Genomic DNA, 19,832 nt, shown 5'->3' on the forward strand with positions numbered 1-19,832 from the left:
CGGGCCGATCCGGGCCCTCCGCCGAGCACCCAGGAGCGACACGTGGCGAACGACGAGGCCGAGTTCGGAACCGAGCTGCGCGGGTACCGCCGCGACGAGGTGGAGCGTTCACTGAACGACCTGCGCCGCGAGCTCATCAAGTCGAACAACGACCGCGCCGACGCCGCGAAGGAGATCCGTCTCCTGCAGGCCCGCGTGTCCGAGCTGCAGGGCGAGCTGGACGAAGCCGGCACCCCCACGTACAGCGGTCTGGGCACCCGCCTCGAGTCCACGCTGCGTGTTGCCGAGGAACAGTCGACCCGGCTCATCAGCCAGGCCGACATCGACGCCCAGCGGCTCCGAGCCTCGAGCCGCGCCGAAGCTGAGCGCACCGTCCGCGAAGCGCAGGAAGAAGCGCGCGACGCCCTCGAGGACGCCCGCACCCGCGCCACCAACGAGCTGACCCGTGCCCGCGCCGAAGCCGCCGACACCGTCGAGCGCTCCCGCGCCGAGGCCGGTCTGCTCACGCAGGACGCCCGCAACGAGGCAGCCGCCATCCGCGGTGCCGCGGTGACCGAGGCCGCCGAGGTCCGCTCCGTCGCCATCCGCGAGACGAACGCACTGCGCGCCCAGGTCGAGCACGAGGTCGCGGAGCTGCGTGAGATCGCCCAGCGCGAGTCCGCCGACGCCCGCACCGCCGCAGCCGAGCTCGACCGTGAGACCGAGCACCGCCGTTCGGTCTTCGAAGCCGACCACACCCGCCGTACCGAGGACCTCGACCGCGAGGAGACGAGCCGGCGCGAGGCCCTCGAGCGCGAGGTCACCGAGGGCCGCGCCGCCTGGCACCGCGAACGGGACGAGGAGCAGCAGGCACACGCGCTGGCCCTCGAGACCGGTCGCGCCGAACTCGAGTCCGAGGTCGCGCGTCGGCGGGCCGAGCTCGACAGCGAGATCGGTGACCGCCGCCGCGAACTGGACGAGGAACTCGCGGCCGCCCGCGCCGAGTGGGAGCGCGAACTCGCCGTGGCCCGCACCGACCTCGAGCAGGAGATCGAAGCAGCCCGCGCCCAGCTGCGCGTCGACGAGGAACAGACCCGCGTCGAGAACGCGCGCCTGGTGCAGGAGACCGCCGACCGGATCGCCCGCGAACTCGAGCAGCACGACGCCCGGATCGCGCAGGAGCGGGCCGAAGCCGACGCAGCAGCCGAGCGTGCCGTCCGCGAGCACGAGAACGCCATCGCCGCCCGCCGCGAACGCGAGCACGCCGAGGTCGACGCCGAGATCGCCGACCGCCGGACCGCCGAGCTCGGGGTGCTCGAAGCCGAGCGCACCGCCCTGCAGCAGGAGATCGACACCGCCCGCGCCGCCCTCGTGAAGGAACGCGACGAGGTCCGTGCCGAGATCGCCCGGGCACGCGACGAAGCCCGCACGACCCTCGAGTCGGAACTCGCGGCCCGCCGCGACGACGCCGAGCAGGACTACCTGCAGAAGCACCACGAGACCGTGACCGAGACGCAGAAGTACCTGGACGAGGCGAACCTGCAGCTCGCCGAGGCCACGCGCCGCGCCACCGAGGCCCGTGAGCGAGCCGAGCGTCTGCAGCAGGAAGCCGACGACCTCGAGCGCACCAGCACGGCCGAGGCGCAGGAGCACGCACGCACCATCGTCGCCGACGCTCAAGACCGGGTGCACCGGATGGTCGCCGACGCCGAGGAGCGCACCGCCGGTGTCATCGCCGAGGCCGAGGACCGCCTGGCGGCGATCCGCACCGAGCGCGAGGCCGTCGCGGGCTACCTCGAGAACCTCCGCGGGGTCCTCACGAACGCGACCGGCCTGCTCGGCACGGCGCCAACCGCAGCGTCCGCTGCGGACGAGCGCGACGACGTGGAGGCGACCGAGCGCTGACGGTCACCGGCCCGGAGGCCCGACACGCGCCTCCAGGCCATCCCACCTGCAGCAGGTGGCGGGGCGCACGGCGTGCCGTGGGCGTTGCTCAGACCGGCCAGTGGGTCGGCAGCGGTGCGCTGCCCGGGACGACGAGGTCGGCGATCGCGTCGAGCACGATCCGCACGTACCGCTCCCCCACCCACAGGTGCTTCGCGCCCGCGACGGGCACCACCCGGACGTTGGGAGCGAGCGCGAACCGCGCGGCCGCAGCTTCGGGCTGCAGGAAGTCGTCGTGCTCCGGCACGAGCGCCACGACCGGGACGTCGACGGCGGCCCAGCGGGCGAGCTCGGCGTCCGACGTGCGGTGCAGCGGCGGTGACAGCAGGACGACCCCGGCGACGGTGCCGGCCTCGACGTGTTCGAGTGCGTGCTTGAGGATGACCTCGGTGCCGAACGACCACCCCACCAGCCACGGCGTCGGCAGCCCGCGGTCGACGACCTCGGCGACAGCGGCACGCAGGTCGAAGCCCTCGGAGACGCCGTCGCCGAAGCCCCCCTCGGACGTGCCGCGCGGCGACGTGACGGATCGGAAGTTGAACCGCAGCACCGCGATGTCGGCCAGGGCCGGCAACCGGGCAGCGGCCTTCTTGAGCACGTGGGAGTCCATGAAGCCGTGTGCGGTCGGCAGGGGGTGGAGCGTGACGATGGTGCCGCGGGCAGGCGCGTCGGCGGGCTCGGCCAGTTCCCCGACGAGCGTCAGGTGGTCGTCCGTGACCAGCTCGACCTCGGTGCGTCGGGCGGGCAGCTCGGTCGCGGAGCGGATCTCGGTGTCGTGCGTCACGTCGCGCTCGGTCATGCGATGCTCCAGCAGTGGTTGTGCCAGTGCCGACGGGACGCCAGGTCGGCGGCGTCACCCAGGACGCCGTCCGCGCGCCAGACCACCACGTGGGCGGTGCCGGGCGACACGGTGCCACCGCAGCCCGGGCAGATGTACTCCTTCTGCGCCGACGCGGCGGAGATCGGCTGCACCTGGTACTCGCGACCGTGGCGGACCTCGGTGCGCTTCCACGAACTCATCAGCCGATCGAGGGTGGACTCCTCGTCAGGCTCGACGTCGCGACCACGGGGACGCCGCGGCCGATTGCTGCGCGGCACCCGAGCAGCCGATCAGTACCAGTTGTTGGCCTGGCTGTGACCCCACGCACCACAGGGGGTGCCGTACACGCCGGCGATGTAGTTGAGACCCCAGGTGATCTGCGTCGCCGGGTTCGTCTGCCAGTCGGCGCCGGCCGTGGCCATCTTGCTGCCGGGCAGGGCCTGCGGGATGCCGTACGCACCGCTCGGGTTGTAGGCGTTCACCCGCCAGCCGGACTCCTTGTTCCAGAGCGAGACCAGGCAGTTGTACTGGTCAGTGCCCCAGCCGCGGGCCGTGACCTGCTGCAGGGCGATCGCCTGCGCGCTGCCGGGGTCGGGGGTCGCGGCGGTGGCCGCGAGCGTGTTGGCGGCCGAGACCGGCTCGGAATCGGGGGCTGCGGCATCCGCGGCGTCGTCGGTGGCATCGGCGTCGTCGTCTTCGACGACGGGCTTCACGACCTTCGGGGCCGGCACCGTCACGCCGTAGCCGTCGCGGTCGGCAGCGGCCTCGCCGTAGGTGCCGTGTGCGGTGTACTGCTGGGGTGCCGGGGCCTTCACGAGCACCGGGGTGTCGACGGCGGCCTGTGCCACGTCGGCCTGCAGCGGGTTGAACAGCGACCCGCCGACGAACAGGAACACGCCGACGAACGACAGCATCGGGGCCGTCGCGCGCTTGCGGGCCACGGCGTTGACCGACGCGACACGGGCTGGCTCGGCCAGCTTCGGCGTCGTACGGCGCTGGACCGTCGCGGTGCGCTGCTTCGGGGAACGCTGCTCGGCGACGAGCGCGTCGTGGGCGAAGGACGCCACACGCTCGTCCGAGACGCGGTTCGCCGCGACCGACTTCGGCGTGGCCACCGGCCCCGTCGCCGCTGCCTGCGGGGTCACCCCGAACGCCGACGTCTCCGTCGTGCGGGTTCGCTGCATTGCCGCGCGGCGCTCACCGGAAGCCTGGAGGCTGAGGTGCTCGCGGGTATCGCGGTCGGAGCTTGAATCTGCCGTGTGCCTGCCCATGAGTAGGACCAGGGTAACGGAACGATCACGGAAAGCGAAGCACCTGGGGACAGCGCGTCGTCATCGGACAGCGAGCATCACTTCGACGACGGCGTCGAGCACCGCGTCGACCTGCGCCTCGCGGTACCCGCCGTGCTTCGGGCGGAACACGATCGAGCGCACCTCGGTGAGACTGAGCGGCTTGCCTTCGCGGAAGTACCCCGCGAGTCGGGCGGCGAAGGCATCGACGTCCTTCGGGTGGTAGCCGGTGCCGAGGACGCTCACCCGGCTGAACCGCTGGCCGTCGGGCCGCTCGAGGCGTGCCACGACGTCCGACGCCTTCGTCCGCGCCTCGGCGTACCAGGCCTTCTTGCCGACCTCGCTCATCTCCCGCTCACGCTCGCGCGCCGCGAAGGCGTCCTCCAGCCGCTCGAGAGCGGCGTCGACGTGCGAGGTGGAGTAGCCGCCCTTGCGCATCGAGAACGCCGTGGCACGGATCTTCGCAGCCTCGATGCCGGGGGCACTGTCGTCGGCGGAGTACGCGCGCCGGGCGTCCTCGAGGAAACGCTCGACTTCGTCGACGTCGTAACCGAGGGCGGAACGGGCTGCGGTCGGGAAGGTGGTGGCCACGGCGTCATTCTGCCAGTCCCGACCCGTGGCACAACCTGGACGCGCTGAGTGCCACGTACAGCCCGGCCCGGGGGCGGGTCAGTGGTTGACGACCAGGTACAGCACGTAGGCGACCGCGGCCGACGGCAGGATGCTGTCGATGCGGTCGAGCAGTCCACCGTGCCCGGGCAGGAACGACGAGATGTCCTTGATGCCGAGGTCACGCTTGATCATCGACTCGGTCAGGTCGCCGAGCGTGGCCGACCCGGAGATGAGCACACCCAGCACGACACCGGTCCACCAGGGCAGCCCGAGCATGAACACGGCCACCAGGATGCCGACGACGATGCTCGCCGCCACGGACCCGGCGAAACCCTCCCACGTCTTCTTGGGGCTGATGCGGGGTGCCATCGGGTGCTTGCCGAGGTTCAGGCCGGTCGCGTACGCACCGGTGTCGACCGCGACGACCACGAGGATGAAGCCGATCACCCAGAGGTTGCCGTCCCGCTGGGCGGAGAGCAGCACGACGCAGGCACCAAGCAACGAGATGTACGCCTGGACGAACAGCCCGTTCGTCAGGTCACGGACGACGTTGGCGGCCGGGGGCTTCTGCCGGGCGAGGGCGACCTCGACCAGGCGCCAGACGCTGATCAGGACGATGCCGCCGAGCAGCGTGAACAGCGCCGGGGCCTGCCCGTACAGGAACGCCGCCGGCACCACCGCGATCGCGACGGCGACGCTCGGGATCCGCGGGACGTCGCGGCCGGCGAAGCGCATCGCGCTCGTCAGCTCGTAGACGCCGACGCCCAGCAGGAACGCCGCGACCACCATGAAGGACGGCGTGAACAGGAGCAGCGTGCCGAGCATGACGACCGCGAACGCGAGCGCGATGCCGATCGCCGCCGGCAGGTTGCGCCCGGTCCGCGCCGTCAGTGCTTCGTTCCGCGCACCGAAGTCGGCCTTGCGCTGGCGGAGCTGCGCCTCGAAGTCGGTGCGCGCCGCACGTGCGCGCGCATCGAAGTCCTGGCGGAGCCCCTTCTTCACAGGCCCGCTCGTCGCGGGCCCGTGCTCTGCTGTGGGGCGGTCATCGCCCTGGTCGGAGCGACGCATCAGACCTCGAGGAGTTCGGCTTCCTTCTTCTTCAGCGCGTCGTCGATCTGGTCGACGTGCTTCTTCGTCAGGCCCTCGAGGTCCTTGTCGCCACGCGAGATCTCGTCGTCGGAGATCTCACCCTTGAGCGCGTCGAGGTCGTCCTTGGCCTTGCGGCGGATGTTGCGGATGACGACCTTGTGGTCCTCGCCCTTCGTCCGCACGAGCTTGACGAACTCCTTGCGGCGGTCCTTGGTGAGCTCGGGGATCGTCACGCGGACGATGTCGCCGTCGTTCGTCGGGCTGGCACCGAGGTTCGGGAACGTCGCGATGGCGCGCTCGATCTCCTTGAGCGCCGACTTGTCGTACGGCGTGACGATGAGCGTTCGGGCCTCGGGCGTCTGCAGCGACGCGAGCTGCGCGAGCGGCGTCGGGGTGCCGTAGTACTCGACCGGGATCTTCTGGAAGAGCGCCGCGTTGATGCGGCCGGTGCGGACGGTCGAGAAGTCGTCCTTGGCGACCTCGACAGCCTTCGCCATCTTCTCGGTGGCTTCGGTCAGGACATCACTGATCACGGTGTTACTCCTTCGGTACTGGCGTCGAGTCTAGTCAGCGCCGGGGGTCAGTTGCTGACGACGGTGCCGATGCGCTCGCCACGGATGGCGGCCTGGACGTTGCCGTCGCCCTCCATGCCGAAGACGTGCATCGGCATGCCGTTGTCCATGCAGAGCGAGAACGCGGTGGCGTCGACGACCTTGAGGCCCTTGAGCAGTGCGTCCTGGTAGGTCACGTGGTGCAGCTTCTCGGCCGAGGCGTCCTTCTTCGGGTCCGCGGTGTACACGCCGTCGACGCCGTTCTTGGCGACGAGGACCTCGTCCGCCTTGATCTCGAGCGCACGCTGCGCCGCCACCGTGTCGGTGGAGAAGTACGGCAGACCGGCGCCGGCACCGAAGATGACGACCCGGCCCTTCTCGAGGTGCCGCTCGGCCCGCCGCGGGATGTACGGCTCGGCGACCTGGGTCATCGCAATGGCGGACTGCACGCGCGTCGCGGCGCCGGCCTGCTCGAGGAAGTCCTGCAGCGCGAGCGCGTTCATCACCGTGCCGAGCATGCCCATGTAGTCGGCGCGTCCGCGGTCCATGCCGCGCTGCGAGAGCTCGGCGCCACGGAAGAAGTTGCCTCCGCCGACGACGATCGCGATCTCGACCTCGCGCGCGGCGACGGCGATCTCCTTGGCGATGGTGCCGATCACGTCGGGGTTCACCCCGAGGGAGCCGGCGCCGAACGCCTCTCCCGACAGCTTCAGCAGAACGCGGCGTCGTCCGGTCTTCTCGTCGGTCATCTGGTCCGCACCCTTCGTCGTGGTCTCGTGGAAATGTACTCGCGGATGTGTCGCGCGCGTGTCGTGTCGGTGCGCGCGAAAAACGGGGCCAGGAACCTCGTTGGTTCCTGACCCCGTCACGGGTTCGTTACGCGCCGACCTTGACGCGGGCGAAGCCCTGGATCGTGATGCCGGCGTTCTCGGCGGCCTTCGCGACGGAGATCTTGTTGTCCTTCGCGTAGTCCTGGTCGAGGAGCGACACCTGCTTGATGTAGGCGTTCACCCGACCCTCGACGATCTTCGGGAGGGCAGCCTCGGGCTTGCCCTCTTCGCGCGTGATCGCCTCGACGGTCGCACGCTCCTTCTCGATGGCCTCGGCCGGGACCTCGTCGCGGGTCAGGTACGTCGGGTTCGCGAACGCGACGTGCTGGGCGATCGAACGCGCCTCGGCGGCGTTGTCACCCTCGTACGCGATGACGACGGCGATCTGCGGCGGCAGGTCCTGGCTGGTCTTGTGCAGGTAGATCTCGAAGGCCGAGCCCTCGACACGGCGGACCGTGCGGACCTCGAGCTTCTCGCCCAGCGCGGCTGCCGACTCGTTGACGACCTCGAGGACGGTCTTGCCGTCCAGCGGTGCAGCGTTGGCGGCGGCGACGTCGGCGGCACCGGTAGCGGCGACCGCACCCAGCACCTTGTCGGCGAGGGTCGTGAACTTCTCGTTCTTGGCGACGAAGTCGGTCTCGCTCGCGAGCTCGACGACCGTGGCGGCGCCGTTCTCGGAGGTCGCGACGACGACGCCTTCGGAGGTGGCTCGGTCGTCGCGCTTGGCGACGGCCTTGGCACCCTTGATGCGGAGCAGCTCGACGGCCTTGTCGTAGTCGCCGTCGGCCTCGACGAGCGCGTTCTTCGCGTCCATCATGCCGGCGCCGAGGTCCTCGCGGAGCTTCTTCACGTCAGCAGCGGTGAAGTTTGCCATTGACTGGAGTCCTTTCTGGACTGTACGTGTGTGGAGAGTGGAGTGCAGTCGGGGCGCCGGACCCGGTGGGTCCGACGCCCCGGCGGCTCACTCGGCGGGGGTGGTCTCCGCGGCTGCCTCGGCCTCGGCCGTCGGCTCCGCGTTCTTCGCCTCGTCGGCGATCGGCTCGCCGATCTCCTTCGCGGCGACCTGCGCGTCAGCGTTGTTCTCCTCGACGGTCGCACCCTCGGGGGCGGCGTCGGCGGACGGGGTTGCCGTCTCGCCACCGAGGAGCTCCTGCTCCCACTCGGCGAGGGGCTCGCTGGCCTCGTCCTCGTCGCCACCGTTGTGGCGGGTCTTCAGGCCCTCGGCCGCGGCGTCGGCGACGATGCGGGTCAGGAGACCGACGGAGCGGATCGCGTCGTCGTTGCCCGGGATCGGGTACGTGATCTCGTCGGGGTCGCAGTTGGTGTCGAGGATGCCGATGATCGGGATACCGAGCTTCTGCGCCTCGTCGACGGCGAGGTGCTCCTTCTTGGTGTCGACGATCCAGAGCGCGCTCGGGGTCCGCGTGAGGTTGCGGATACCACCGAGGGTCTTGTGGAGCTTGTCCAGCTCGCGCTTCTTGATGAGGAGCTCCTTCTTGGTGAAGCCCTTCGTCGTGTCGTCGAAGTCGATCTCCTCGAGCTCCTTCATGCGCGCGAGGCGCTTGGAGACCGTCTGGAAGTTCGTGAGCAGACCGCCGAGCCAACGCTGGTTGACGTACGGCTGGCCGACGCGGGTCGCCTGCTCGGCGATGGAGCCCTGGGCCTGCTTCTTGGTGCCCACGAAGAGGATCGTGCCACCGTGCGCGACCGTCTCCTTGACGAAGTCGTACGCGCGGTCGATGAAGGCCAGCGACTGCTGCAGGTCGATGATGTGGATGCCCGAGCGCTCGGCGAGGATGAAGCGCTTCACCTTCGGGTTCCACCGACGGGTCTGGTGTCCGAAGTGGACGCCGCTGTCGAGCAGCTGGCGGATGGTGACGACGGCCATGTGCCGTCCTCCTTCTGTGTTCTCGGCGCGCAGCCGTGCTCTCACACGTCACTGCGGACCTGTTGCGGTTGTGTCGATCGCGACCGTCGGTCGTGATCCCTGGTGTCCTGGCACGCGACCGCCCGCTCGTGAGAGCGGGACCGGTGATCGGGTACCGAGCCGATGAGGGCCTGGTGGACACGCGAAGTCAGCGCGCATCAGCACGCTGCTGGATAGATGCTAACAGAAGGGAGGCCCGGATCACGCCCGCCTCGCGGCTGACGTGATCCGGGCCTCCTGTCCGGTCGATCCGGCGGATCTCCGCGGCTCCGGCCGTCCTGATCAGGCCTTGGCGTCCACCGTGTCGCCGTCGGCGGAGATGCCCATCTCCTCGAGCGAGCGGCCCTTCGTCTCCGGGATCTTCGCGATGACGAAGAAGAGCGACAGCAGCGCGAACAGCGCGTAGATGCCGTAGGTGACGGTGAGGTTGAAGCCCGAGAGCACCGGGAACGAGATCGTCACGATGAAGTTCGCGATCCAGTTGGCGGCGGAACCGATCCCCAGCGCCGTGGCACGGATGCGGTTCGGGAACATCTCACCGAGCAGGACCCACATCAGCGGACCCCAAGTAGCGCCGAAGGACACCACGAAGAGGTTCGCGAAGATCAGCGCGATGACGCCCCACGAGCCGGGGAGGCTCGGGCTGCCGTCGACGATCGTCGCCTGCGAGAACGCGATGGCGACCATGGTGAGCGAGACGAACATGCCCGCGGAACCCGCGACCAGCAGCGGCTTGCGGCCGACCTTGTCGACCAGGAAGATCGCGATGAAGGTCACGGCGACGTTGACCACCGAGGTGATCGTGGAGATGAGGAACGAGTCCTCCTCCTTGAAGCCGACCGCCTGCCAGAGCGTCGTCGAGTAGTAGAAGATCACGTTGATGCCGACGAACTGCTGCAGCACCGCCAGGATGATGCCCACCCAGACGATCGGCTGGAGCCCGAAGCGGTTGCCCCGGATGGAGCCCTTCTTCTCGCTGGCTTCCTTCTTGATGCCGTCCTGGATCTCCTCCAGGCTCGTGTTCACGGTGTCGCGCGGCACGATCTTGCCCATCACCACGCGCGCGTCGTCGTCCCGCCCCTTGGTGAGCAGGTACCGCGGGGACTCCGGCAGCGTGATCGCCAGGACGCCGTAGACGACCGAGGGGATCACCCCGACCAGGAACATCCAGCGCCAGGCAGCCAGGCCCCAGACCTCGGCCGACGCGCTGCCCGCGGTCACGGCGAAGAGCTGGTCGGACAGGAGCGCGGCGAAGATACCGAGCGTGATCGCGAGCTGCTGGAACGAGGCCAGCCGCCCGCGGATCGCCTTCGGGGAGACCTCGGAGATGTACGCCGGTGCGATGACCGAGGCGGTACCGATGCCGAGACCGCCGACGAGACGCCAGACCACGAGGTCCCACGTGGCGAACGCGAACGCCGATCCGATCGACGAGACGAAGAACAGCACGGCGGCCCAGAACATGATCCGGGTGCGGCCGTAGCGGTCGGCGAGACGGCCGGCGAAGTAGGCGCCGAACGCGCAGCCGATCAGGGCCGAGGCGACCGCGAAGCCGCTGGCCGCGTCGGAGAGGTTGAACTCACCCTTGATCGCGTCGACGGCGCCGTTGATGACGGACGAGTCGAAGCCGAACAGGAAGCCACCGACCGCCGCCGCGATGGCGAACAGGGTGACCTTCCCCTTGAACGCACGGTCTTCGCCGTGCCCGGTGGTCGTGGTGGACACGATGCTCCTGGGTTCTGCCGCCGTGCCGGTGTGCAGCACGGTGCCCCGGCGGTCGGCTGGTTCGCCGTCCGAGCGGCGTTGCGTGTTCCGGAGCGGCCCCGACTGTACTCCTCGCTCGGGATGTGGTCATAACCGGGTGCGAGATCGGGACGACTGGTCGGCGTGCCGACGCGGATCGACTGGCCGGCGTGCCGACGCGGAACGACGGTGTCGCTGTCGGACGACGTCGACCCCGTCGCATCGGCCGTCGCGTCGTTCCTCCCCAGGCCTGGAGGCGCGACTCCCCCTCCACGGATCGCCCCGTGTCCGCCACGGGGCCGGTTCCACGGCCGAGGCTGGGGACATGCGATGGAGCTCCCGTCCCGTCCTGCTGTCCGTGGTGTGCGCGGCGGTGCTGTGCCTGACGGCGGCGTTCGGTGCGGGGGTGTTCGGGGCGGCGACGTTCGGTGCTGCGCCGTCGTCGGGGGCCGGGCCGTCGGTGACTCCTGCGGCCGACGCGGACCGAGCCGAGGCCCGCTGGGTCTGGCCGACCGGGTCACGGGTGGTCGAGCGTGCGTGGGAGGCGCCGTCCTCCGACTACGCCGCCGGCCACCGCGGCATCGACGTCCCCGCGGCCCTGGGGACGACCGCGTCGGCGGTGGCGGACGGCACCGTGGCGTTCGCCGGCGCGGTCGGCGGCCGCACCGTCGTGACGATCGACCACGGCAGCGGGCTGGTCAGCACGCTCGACTCGGTGACGCCCCTGGTCGCCGCCGGTGACGAGGTCGTGCAGGGCGATGCAGTCGGGCGCGTCTCGGTCGGGCACTGTCCGGCGACGGCACCGTGCCTCCACCTGGGTGCGCGGGTCGACGGTCGCTACGTCGACCCGATGCCGTACCTGCCGCCTGCCGAGTGGCCGGTGCTGCTGCCCGAGTCGGCGTGGCCCGGCTGAGCCCACCGGCGACCGAGCGTCAGGGACGTCGGCGCAGCGTCAGGCGCGCGGGTGCGCCGTCCGGTAGACCTCGCGCAGCCGCGCCGACGACACGTGGGTGTAGATCTGCGTCGTCCCCAGGCTCGCGTGCCCGAGGAGTTCCTGCACCGCGCGCAGGTCCGCTCCCCCGTCGAGCAGGTGCGTCGCCGCGGTGTGGCGGAAGGTGTGCGGGCCGCTCGGGCCCTCGCCCGGCAGATCACTGAGCAACCGCGCCACCACGCGGTACGCACTCCGGACGCCGAGTCGGGCGCCACGGTCGCCGAGGAACAGCGCCGTGCTCGCCGGGCCGACGCTCCGAGCGGCGAGGGCGGGCCGTCCGCGCTCCAGCCATGCCTCGAGCGCATCGCGCGCCGGAACGCCGAACGGCACCACGCGTTCCTTGCCGCCCTTGCCGAGGACCCGCACGGTCAGGCGTCCGCGGTCCAGGTCGGTCACGTCGATCCCGACGAGTTCGCTGACCCGGATCGCCGCCGCGTACAGGAGCTCGACGAGGGCCAGGTCCCGCAGCGCCGTCGGGTCGTCCGTCGCGGCCCGGGCGCCGAGCCCGTCGAGCAGGGTGCGCACCTGGTCGGCGGACACCACTCGGGGCAGGTGCGCTCCACCCTTCGGCGCACGGAGCCGGACCCCGGCATCCGTCGGGGTCACCCCGGTCTCGCTCGCCCACCGGGTGAACGCCCGCACGGACGAGGACCGTCGGGCGATGGTCGACCGGGCCAGCCCCCGCTGGTCGGCGTCCCAGAGCCAGTCACGCAGGAGCTCCAGCTCGACGTCGGCGACGCGGTCGACGCTGCGGCCGCCCGCGAAGGTGACGAGCTGCTCGAGGTCGTTGGCGTACGCGCGGAGGGTCTGCTCGCTGAGGCCCCGCGCGTGCCGCGCGTGTCCGAGGAAGGCGTGCACCGCCGCCTCGAGTCGATCGTCCGTCCGCGAAGCCACGACGTCAGCGTACGGCTGCAGACCGTCATGCCCGCCCCCACCCGCCGCCGCTCGGGACGACGAGCCCCTGCAGCTGCGCCAGCGCGAGCGCGTCGGCGACGTCCGCAGTCGACATCCCGGCTCGGCGGGCGATCTCGGCTTCGGGCAGCGCGCGACGGCCGAGCGCGTCGAGGACCCGGACCACCTCGGGGTCCTGCCTGCCGGACAGCAACGGCTCGTCCGGCACCGCTCCCCCGCCGGTCCCGGACACCGCACGGATCGCCGCGACCGGATCGCCGGGGTGCACGACGATCTCCGCCCGCCCCTGCGCGATGAGCCGGTGGCATCCGACCGACGCCGAGGACGCGAAGGCTCCGGGCACGGCGAACACCGGCCGCCCGAGCTGCGCGGCGTGGTGAGCGGTGTTGAGCGCCCCGGAGCGAGCACCGGCCTCGACCACCACCGTGACGTCGGCCAGCGCGGCGATCAGCCGGTTCCGAGCGAGGAAACGCCACCGCGTCGGTCGCGTCCCCGGTGCCGACTCGGCGAGCAGGGCGCCCTGCCGTGCCACGTTGTGGAGCAGCTGCGCGTTGCCCACCGGGTAGAGCTGGTCGATGCCACCGGCCAGGACCGCGATCGTGGGTGTTCCGGCAGCGACGGCCACGCGGTGCGCCACGGCGTCGATGCCGTAGGCGCCACCGCTGACGACGCGGAATCCGGCGTCCACCGCCGTCGAGGTGATCTCCGCGGTCGCCTCGGCACCGGCCACCGTGTTCGCCCGGGACCCCACGACCCCGAGCACCGGCGTCCCGTCGCCGAGGCGGACGCCGGGGCTGCGCGTCCACAGGACCACCGGGGCGTGCGGCCCGAGGTCGTCCAGCGACGAGGGCCACCCGTCGCTCTCCGGGACGAGCAGACCGGCGCCGACCGCACCGGCGGCCGCGAGGACGTCGCCCACCTCGACGCTGGCCAGCCGGGGCCGCCAGCGCTCCACCGCGGTCCGCAGCACCCCGAGCAGCACCGCGGGGTCCTCGGCTCCGGGGACCTCGGCCTCGACGCAGTCCCCCAGCAGCGCGTCGTGGTCGCCGTCCGCGGCGAGCAACACCCCACCGAGTGCGCGCTCCGGCCCGAGCCCGGCGAGGAGCTCGCCGGCGACGGAGTCCCCGGGTTCGACGATGGCCGACCACGCGACCCGTGCCGCGGCCTGCACCGGGTCGACCGCGGCGCCGCTGCGTCCCAGCAGGCGCGCCACGGTGTCGAGGAGCTCCGTGCCCGCCGGCATCACAGCGCGCTCCGCAGGGCCAGGGCACCCCGGATGTGCTCACCCGTGGGCCGGTCGACGGCATCGAGGTCGGCGAGCGTCCACGCCAGTCGCATCACGCGGTCCCAGCCGCGCATCGTCAGGGTGCCGAGGTCGAGTGCACGGTCGAGGTCCGCGGTCGACCCGGGTTCGATGCGCCCGTCGGCGCGGAGCCAGGTCCCGGTGACCTCGGCGTTGCGGGACCATCCCGTCCCGTGCAGCCGCTCCGCCATGCGGGCCCGCGCTGCCGCGACCGCTGCACGTGCGACCGCCGTGGTCGGCGTGCTGCCGTCCGCGGCGCGCATCCGCCCCGTCGTCACCCGGGGCACGAGCACGCGGATGTCCATGCGGTCGAGCAACGGCCCGGACATCCGCCCGAGGTACCGGCGAACGGTGCTCGGCGAGCACTCACAGGGTTGCCCGTGGGCACCACCGGCGTTCCCGCACGGGCAGGGGTTCGCCGCGAGGACGACCTGGCAGCGTGCGGGGAACTCGGCGGCGCCCGCCGCCCGGTGGACGGTGATCCGACCGGACTCGAGCGGTTGCCGGAGCGCGTCGAGCACGGCCCGGGGGAACTCCGGCGCCTCGTCGAGGAACAGGATGCCCCCGGTGGCGCGCGACACGGCCCCCGGACGCAGCACCCCCGACCCACCGCCGATGAGCGAGACAGCCGAGGCGGAGTGGTGCGGGGCTTCCCACGGTGGCTTCGTGCTCCAGGACGCGGGGCCGAGTCCGGCGACGGACCGGACCGCGGCGACCTCGAGCGCGGTCTCGTCGTCCAGGTCCGGCAGCAGCCCGGGCAGCCGCTCGGCGAGCATCGTCTTGCCGGCACCCGGCGGCCCGAGCAGCAGCGCGTGGTGTCCCCCGGCCGCCGCCGCGATCACGGCACGGACCCCGACCGGGTTCCCCACGACGTCGGACAGCTCGGCCACGGGACGCGGCACCGACGGGATCGGGACCGGCAGCACCGGGTCGACCTCGACCTCTGGCAGGAGCGCCCCGGCGTCGATGGCCGCCGCCCGCAGCGAGTCCACACCCCGGACCCGCACACCGCTGACGACACGGGCCTCGGTCAGGTTGCCGACGGGCAGCACCACGCGGTCGACACCGGCGTCGCGCGCGGCGATGAGCATCGGGATCACCCCGGGGACCGGACGCACCCGACCGTCGAGGCCGAGCTCGCCGATGTACACGACACGCTCCGAGACGTCCGGCGCGAGTCCCGCGCCGGCGAGCACCGCCATCGCGATGGCCAGGTCGAACCCGGAACCGCGCTTCGGGATCGCAGCGGGGGTCAGGTTCACGGTGATCCGACGGGCGGGCAAGGGGCACCCCGCGTTCGCGGCCGCGGATCGCACGCGTTCCCGCGCCTCGCCCAACGAGGTGTCGGGCAGCCCGATGATGCTGAACGCCGGGAGCTGACTGGTGAGGTGGGCTTCGACTTCGATGCAGCGGCCGGTGACCCCCAGCAGCGCGACCGCGGCCGCGCGGCCGATGCCGGTCACAGCACGCCTGCCAGGTGTTCGACGACGATGCGGGGTCCGTCGACGTGGACCGCGACGACGTCCACGCGGACCGCACGTGCCGAGACCTCGGGATGCGCGTCGAACCACTCGGGGACGAGCCGACGCATCCGGGTGAGCTTCGCTGCGGTGATCGCCTCGAACGGGTGCCCGGTCGCCGCACCGGACCGGGTCTTCACCTCGATGAACGCGAGCGTGCAGGAATCCCACGCGACGATGTCGATCTCCCCGCGCGCACATCGCCAGTTCCGTTCGAGGACGCGGAATCCCCGAGCCTCGAGCCAGACCACCGCACGTTCTTCACCGAATCGCCCGAGTCGTCCGTTCCGGAGCGACCGCCCCGGTGGGCGTTGCACCTGTTGTTCCATGTCGTTGCCTCCACGACAACGATCTCGGGAACGAACAACCACATCAGTGACGATGCAGAATCTGTGGAATCAGTGCGAGCAGATAGCCCCTGTGGAGGAAAGAAGAAGGACCCGGGCGATCGAGATCACCCGGGTCCTGCTGCGGCGAGCGTCAGTGCGCTGCTGCGTACGCTTCCTGCACCTGCGTCGAGATACGACCACGGGACGAGACTTCGTACCCGTTCTCCTTGGCCCACTCGCGGATCTTGCCGAGCTCTTCCGAGTTGCCGCGCTTGGGTGCGGACTTCGGGGCGGAACCGCCACCGGTCCGACGACCGGAGACCTTGCGCGCCGCGGCGATGTAATCGGAGATCGCCTCGCGGAACTTGTCGACGTTGTCGTTCGACAGGTCGATCTCGTACGACGAGCCGTCGAACGCGAATTCGACCGTCCGGCCTTCACCGGTGGTGATGGGGGAATCGTCGAGGTCGTCGACGAGCTGGACGGTGACCTTCTGTGCCATGGGGTGCTCCTGTTCGTGGGGCGGTTAAATCCCCATCACAATAGCGCGAACAATTCCACGGCGCTTCGGATCACCGGCGATTCACCGAGAAAGCAGCAGAATGAAAAGCGACGATCACTCGTCGAGTGCGAGTTCCTTCGGCAGTTCGAGTTCCCGCGTCGTGAGCTCCTCGACATTCACGTCCTTGAACGTGAGCACGCGGACACCCTTGACGAACCGGTCGGAACGGTAGACGTCCCAGACCCAGACGTCGTTCATGGTCAGTTCGAAGTAGAAGTCGTGCTCCGTGTCACGGCGCACGAGTTCGACCTCGTTCGCCAAGTAGAAACGGCGCTCCGTCTCGACCACGTAACGGAACTGCGAGACCACGTCTCGGTACTCGCGGTACAGGGCCAGCTCGACCTCGCGGTCGTAGTCGTCGAATTCGTCCTCATCCATTGCGCCCACAGTCTACGGCGACGGACGCCCGAGCGGAGGACCGGTCAGGGCCGCGGGGGCGTCGAGTGCGTCGAACCCGTCCAGCGCGACGCTCGAGGCCTGGTGCAGCCACGACTTCCGGTGCAGGGTGTGCGCCCCGACCGTCCGGATCGCGTCGTAGTGCGCCGTCGACCCGTACCCCTTGTTCGACACCCAGCCGTAGTGCGGAGCGTCGTCGTGCGCCGTGATCATGACGGCGTCACGCGCGACCTTGGCCACCACGGACGCCGCGGCCACCGAGGCGCAGTCGCGGTCGGCCTTGACCCGCACGACGACCTCGAGCGGTTCCGTCGCCGGCCGGAGGGATGCGGGGATGGCCCTGCTCAACCAGTCGAACGAGCCGTCGAGCACGACCACTGCGCCGTCGAGGGACACCCCGTCTGCGACCAGGGAACCGAGCGCCTGCGCCCCGGCAGCACCGAGGGCGGGGACGATGCCCTGCTGGTCGACGAACTCCGCCGAGGCCATGCCGACCGCTGTCCGCGCCCAACGCTGCACGACGGGCACCAGGTCGGTCCGGCGCGCTTCGGAGAGCAGCTTCGAGTCGGCGAGCCCCTGGGGCACACGTCCGATGTCGACCGTCACCGCGGCCACTCCGACCCCGACAGGACCGGCGATGGCGCCACGGCCGACCTCGTCCATGCCGATCACGGTCACGCGGCCCTCGGCCAGCAGCCGTTTCTCGACCCGGAGCGACGGACGGACGGCGGTCACTCGTCGCGCTCCTCCACGCCGGCGAACACCTCGGGGTGGTCGTCGAGCCAGGTCCACCGGCTCGCCGGCCAGGAGATGACGAACGCGCGGCCGGTGACGTCGGACATCGGGACGAAGCCCTTCGACGGGGTGTCACCGTTGTACCGGGAGTCCTTCGAATCGTTCCGGTTGTCGCCCATCACCCAGATGGTGCCCTTCGGCACGGTCACCGAGAAATCGGTCGCCGAGGCCGGGGCACCGGCGGGCAGCTTCAGGTACGGCTCCTTGATGGGGACGCCGTTGACGGACATCTGCCCGAGGTCGTTGCAGCACGACACCTTGTCACCCGGCAGCCCGATGACGCGCTTGATGAGGTGGTCGTCGCTGTCCCCCGTGCCGAGCCCGACCTGCGTCAGGGCCCAGTCGATGGCCTTGGCGGGCTGCGTGTCCGGCGTGACGTTCGGCACGTCGGAACCGGTGAGCCATCCGCCCGGGTCCTTGAAGACGACGACGTCCCCCCGCTTCAGCGCCACGGTTCCGGGAACGAGCTCGTTGACGATCACGCGGTCGTTGATCTGCAGCGTGTTCTCCATCGACGCCGACGGGATGTAGAACGACCGGATCAGGAACGTCTTCACCAGGAACGACACGAGGAGTGCCGCGATGAAGATGATGACGAGGTCGCGGAGGAATGTGAGGACACCGTTCCGTTGCTTCTCGGCACGTGGCCTGCGCCCCGAATCGTCTGTCGTGTCCGTCATTTCCGCTCTCGTTCGAACCGCTCGCTCTACCGCAATGGGAAGAGCCCCCCGTCGATGCACAACCGTACATGGACGAGGGGCTCGCAGCGTCGTCCGGCTCGCGGACGTTCACTGTGAAGGCGATCAGGCGTCGCGCTTCTCCTTGATCTTGCGGCGAGCCGCCTTGCCGCGGAGCTCGCGCAGGTAGTAGAGCTTCGCACGACGGACGTCACCCTTGGTGACGATCTCGATGTGGTCGATGATCGGCGAGTGCACCGGGAACCAGCGCTCGACGCCGACCTGGAAGCTCACCTTGCGGACCTTGAAGGTCTCGCCGATGCCGTGGCCCTGACGGCCGATGACGACACCCTGGAAGACCTGGATACGCGAGCGCGTGCCTTCGATGATGTTGACGTGCACCTTGATGGTGTCGCCGGGACGGAAGTCCGGGACGTCGGTCCGCAGCGATGCTGCGTCGACGTTGTCGAGGAGCTGGCTCATGGTGGGTTTCACTCTCTGCGGACGCACACGGGTCGCCGCGGATAGAAGGTTCGGAAAGTGGTGGTGCGTGCCCGGTGTCGGCGACTCCCCCGTGGCAGAGTCCAGCCAGGGCACAGCGTTCAATACTGCCACAGAGAGCGCGCGAGGCAAAACGACGAGGATGGACCCATGATCGAACTCCGCACCCCCGCCGAGCTGGACGGCCTGCGTGTCGCCGGCCGGTTCGTCGCCGACGTGCTCGACGAACTGCTCGAGACGGTCGACGTCGGCGTGAACCTGCTCGACCTCGACCGCGTCGCGGCCCGGATGATCGCCGAGCGCGGGGCCGAGAGCTGCTACGTCGACTACCACCCGTCGTTCGGGATGTCGCCGTTCGGCAAGAACCTCTGCACGTCGGTCAACGACGCCGCCCTGCACGGCCTGCCGCACGACTACGCGCTGCAGGACGGCGACCTGGTGAGCCTGGACTTCGCCGCGAGCGTCGACGGTTGGGTCGCGGACTCCGCCGTCAGCGTCCAGGTCGGGACGCCGCGTGCCGAGGACCAGGCCCTGATCGCCACCGTCGAGCGGGCGCTGGCGGCCGGCATCGCCCAGGCCGCCCCCGGCAACAAGCTCGGCGACGTCTCGCACGCCATCGGACACGTCGCGCACCAGGCCGGTCACGACGTCAACCTGCAGTTCGGCGGGCACGGCGTCGGCCGCACGATGCACGGGGACCCGCACGTGCCGAACGACGGCCGTCCGGGCCGCGGGCTCAAGCTCCGGCCGGGGCTGGTCGTCGCCATCGAACCGTGGCTCATGCAGACGACCGACGAGCTCTCCCAGGACGACGACGGCTGGACCCTGCGCAGCGTCGACGGCTCGCGCGCTGCGCACGTCGAGCACACCGTGGCGGTCACCGAGGCCGGACCCGAGGTCCTGACCCTGCGTCGCGCCCAGCGCGACCAGTAGCGGGCCTGGAGGCGCGGCACCAGCTGGCACCGCGCCTCCAGTCCGTCACGCGTCGCCCCCACCCCACCGAGGCGACAGATCTCGCAGGCCGCGGACCGTCAGAACAGCGAAAGCGACAGATGTCCGCGG

22 protein-coding genes are annotated in these 19,832 nt (G+C 70.7%); 3 read left to right on the forward strand and 19 right to left on the reverse strand.

The window, feature by feature from the left end; all coding sequences use genetic code 11:
* The first annotated feature begins 42 nt into the window (after positions 1-42).
* Positions 43-1,884, forward strand: a complete 1,842-nt coding sequence (locus tag H489_RS33525; RefSeq protein ID WP_017888234.1) for a hypothetical protein — start codon at positions 43-45, stop codon at positions 1,882-1,884.
* Positions 1,885-1,972: 88 nt separating this feature from the next.
* Here the strand turns inward: H489_RS33525 and H489_RS33530 are convergent, their stop codons facing one another.
* From H489_RS33530 to H489_RS33575, 10 genes are all read right to left on the reverse strand, one after another.
* A complete protein-coding gene (locus tag H489_RS33530) occupies positions 1,973-2,722 on the reverse strand; it encodes an alpha/beta hydrolase (RefSeq protein WP_017888235.1) in 750 nt (249 codons plus the stop codon).
* The gene (locus H489_RS33535) at positions 2,719-3,021 is read right to left on the reverse strand and encodes a hypothetical protein (RefSeq protein WP_031260297.1); all 303 of its coding nucleotides are present in this window, start codon (positions 3,019-3,021) and stop codon (positions 2,719-2,721) included. Before H489_RS33535 ends, H489_RS33530 begins: the two co-directional genes overlap by 4 nt.
* Before the next feature lie 12 nt (positions 3,022-3,033).
* Positions 3,034-3,888 (reverse strand): lytic transglycosylase domain-containing protein, encoded by an 855-nt coding sequence (locus tag H489_RS38670; protein WP_235045694.1) that lies wholly within the window; start codon positions 3,886-3,888, stop codon positions 3,034-3,036.
* A 186-nt stretch (positions 3,889-4,074) separates the two neighbouring features.
* Positions 4,075-4,623: a DivIVA domain-containing protein gene (locus H489_RS33545; RefSeq protein ID WP_017888238.1), complete on the reverse strand. Its 549-nt coding sequence runs from the start codon at positions 4,621-4,623 to the stop codon at positions 4,075-4,077.
* A gap of 78 nt (positions 4,624-4,701) precedes the next feature.
* Positions 4,702-5,646 carry a phosphatidate cytidylyltransferase gene (locus tag H489_RS33550; protein WP_017888239.1) on the reverse strand — a complete coding sequence of 315 codons (945 nt, stop codon included), beginning with the start codon at positions 5,644-5,646 and terminating at the stop codon, positions 4,702-4,704.
* Positions 5,647-5,711: 65 nt separating this feature from the next.
* Positions 5,712-6,266, reverse strand: coding sequence for a ribosome recycling factor (frr, locus tag H489_RS33555; protein WP_017888240.1), 555 nt, complete (start codon positions 6,264-6,266; stop codon positions 5,712-5,714).
* A 47-nt stretch (positions 6,267-6,313) separates the two neighbouring features.
* The gene (gene pyrH / locus H489_RS33560; protein ID WP_017888241.1) at positions 6,314-7,033 is read right to left on the reverse strand and encodes a UMP kinase; all 720 of its coding nucleotides are present in this window, start codon (positions 7,031-7,033) and stop codon (positions 6,314-6,316) included.
* A 127-nt stretch (positions 7,034-7,160) separates the two neighbouring features.
* Entirely contained in the window at positions 7,161-7,988 is an 828-nt protein-coding gene (tsf, locus tag H489_RS33565; RefSeq protein ID WP_017888242.1) for a translation elongation factor Ts, read from the reverse strand.
* An 87-nt stretch (positions 7,989-8,075) separates the two neighbouring features.
* Complete coding sequence (rpsB, locus tag H489_RS33570; RefSeq protein WP_017888243.1) at positions 8,076-9,002, reverse strand: 30S ribosomal protein S2; 927 nt, start codon at positions 9,000-9,002, stop codon at positions 8,076-8,078.
* 321 nt (positions 9,003-9,323) lie between these two features.
* Positions 9,324-10,766 (reverse strand): sugar porter family MFS transporter, encoded by a 1,443-nt coding sequence (locus tag H489_RS33575; protein WP_042539727.1) that lies wholly within the window; start codon positions 10,764-10,766, stop codon positions 9,324-9,326.
* A gap of 343 nt (positions 10,767-11,109) precedes the next feature.
* Between H489_RS33575 and H489_RS33580 the strand changes: the two genes are divergently transcribed.
* A complete protein-coding gene (locus tag H489_RS33580; RefSeq protein WP_017888245.1) occupies positions 11,110-11,697 on the forward strand; it encodes a M23 family metallopeptidase in 588 nt (195 codons plus the stop codon).
* A gap of 39 nt (positions 11,698-11,736) precedes the next feature.
* Here the strand turns inward: H489_RS33580 and H489_RS33585 are convergent, their stop codons facing one another.
* The 9 genes from H489_RS33585 to rplS form a co-directional block, all read right to left on the reverse strand.
* Positions 11,737-12,669 (reverse strand): tyrosine recombinase XerC, encoded by a 933-nt coding sequence (locus H489_RS33585; protein WP_017888246.1) that lies wholly within the window; start codon positions 12,667-12,669, stop codon positions 11,737-11,739.
* A 25-nt stretch (positions 12,670-12,694) separates the two neighbouring features.
* Positions 12,695-13,930 carry a DNA-processing protein DprA gene (dprA, locus tag H489_RS33590; RefSeq protein WP_031260304.1) on the reverse strand — a complete coding sequence of 412 codons (1,236 nt, stop codon included), beginning with the start codon at positions 13,928-13,930 and terminating at the stop codon, positions 12,695-12,697.
* Positions 13,930-15,453, reverse strand: coding sequence for a YifB family Mg chelatase-like AAA ATPase (locus H489_RS33595; protein WP_017888248.1), 1,524 nt, complete (start codon positions 15,451-15,453; stop codon positions 13,930-13,932). The genes dprA and H489_RS33595 overlap by 1 nt, the downstream gene beginning before the upstream one ends.
* The gene (locus tag H489_RS33600; RefSeq protein ID WP_042539661.1) at positions 15,450-15,839 is read right to left on the reverse strand and encodes a YraN family protein; all 390 of its coding nucleotides are present in this window, start codon (positions 15,837-15,839) and stop codon (positions 15,450-15,452) included. Before H489_RS33600 ends, H489_RS33595 begins: the two co-directional genes overlap by 4 nt.
* Positions 15,840-15,990: 151 nt before the next feature.
* The gene (locus H489_RS33605; protein WP_017888250.1) at positions 15,991-16,341 is read right to left on the reverse strand and encodes a histone-like nucleoid-structuring protein Lsr2; all 351 of its coding nucleotides are present in this window, start codon (positions 16,339-16,341) and stop codon (positions 15,991-15,993) included.
* Positions 16,342-16,455: 114 nt separating this feature from the next.
* Positions 16,456-16,779 carry a DUF2469 family protein gene (locus H489_RS33610; protein ID WP_017888251.1) on the reverse strand — a complete coding sequence of 108 codons (324 nt, stop codon included), beginning with the start codon at positions 16,777-16,779 and terminating at the stop codon, positions 16,456-16,458.
* 12 nt (positions 16,780-16,791) lie between these two features.
* On the reverse strand, positions 16,792-17,532 hold the full coding sequence (locus H489_RS33615; protein ID WP_017888252.1) for a ribonuclease HII: 741 nt from the start codon (positions 17,530-17,532) through the stop codon (positions 16,792-16,794).
* Positions 17,529-18,272: a signal peptidase I gene (gene lepB, locus H489_RS33620; RefSeq protein WP_017888253.1), complete on the reverse strand. Its 744-nt coding sequence runs from the start codon at positions 18,270-18,272 to the stop codon at positions 17,529-17,531. Before lepB ends, H489_RS33615 begins: the two co-directional genes overlap by 4 nt.
* 123 nt (positions 18,273-18,395) lie before the next feature.
* A complete protein-coding gene (gene rplS, locus H489_RS33625; RefSeq protein ID WP_017888254.1) occupies positions 18,396-18,752 on the reverse strand; it encodes a 50S ribosomal protein L19 in 357 nt (118 codons plus the stop codon).
* A 168-nt stretch (positions 18,753-18,920) separates the two neighbouring features.
* Between rplS and map the strand changes: the two genes are divergently transcribed.
* Complete coding sequence (map, locus tag H489_RS33630; protein ID WP_017888255.1) at positions 18,921-19,703, forward strand: type I methionyl aminopeptidase; 783 nt, start codon at positions 18,921-18,923, stop codon at positions 19,701-19,703.
* The last annotated feature ends 129 nt before the right edge of the window (positions 19,704-19,832 follow it).

This window comes from Curtobacterium flaccumfaciens UCD-AKU (assembly GCF_000349565.1).
GTDB classification, from domain to species: Bacteria; Actinomycetota; Actinomycetes; order Actinomycetales; family Microbacteriaceae; genus Curtobacterium; species Curtobacterium poinsettiae.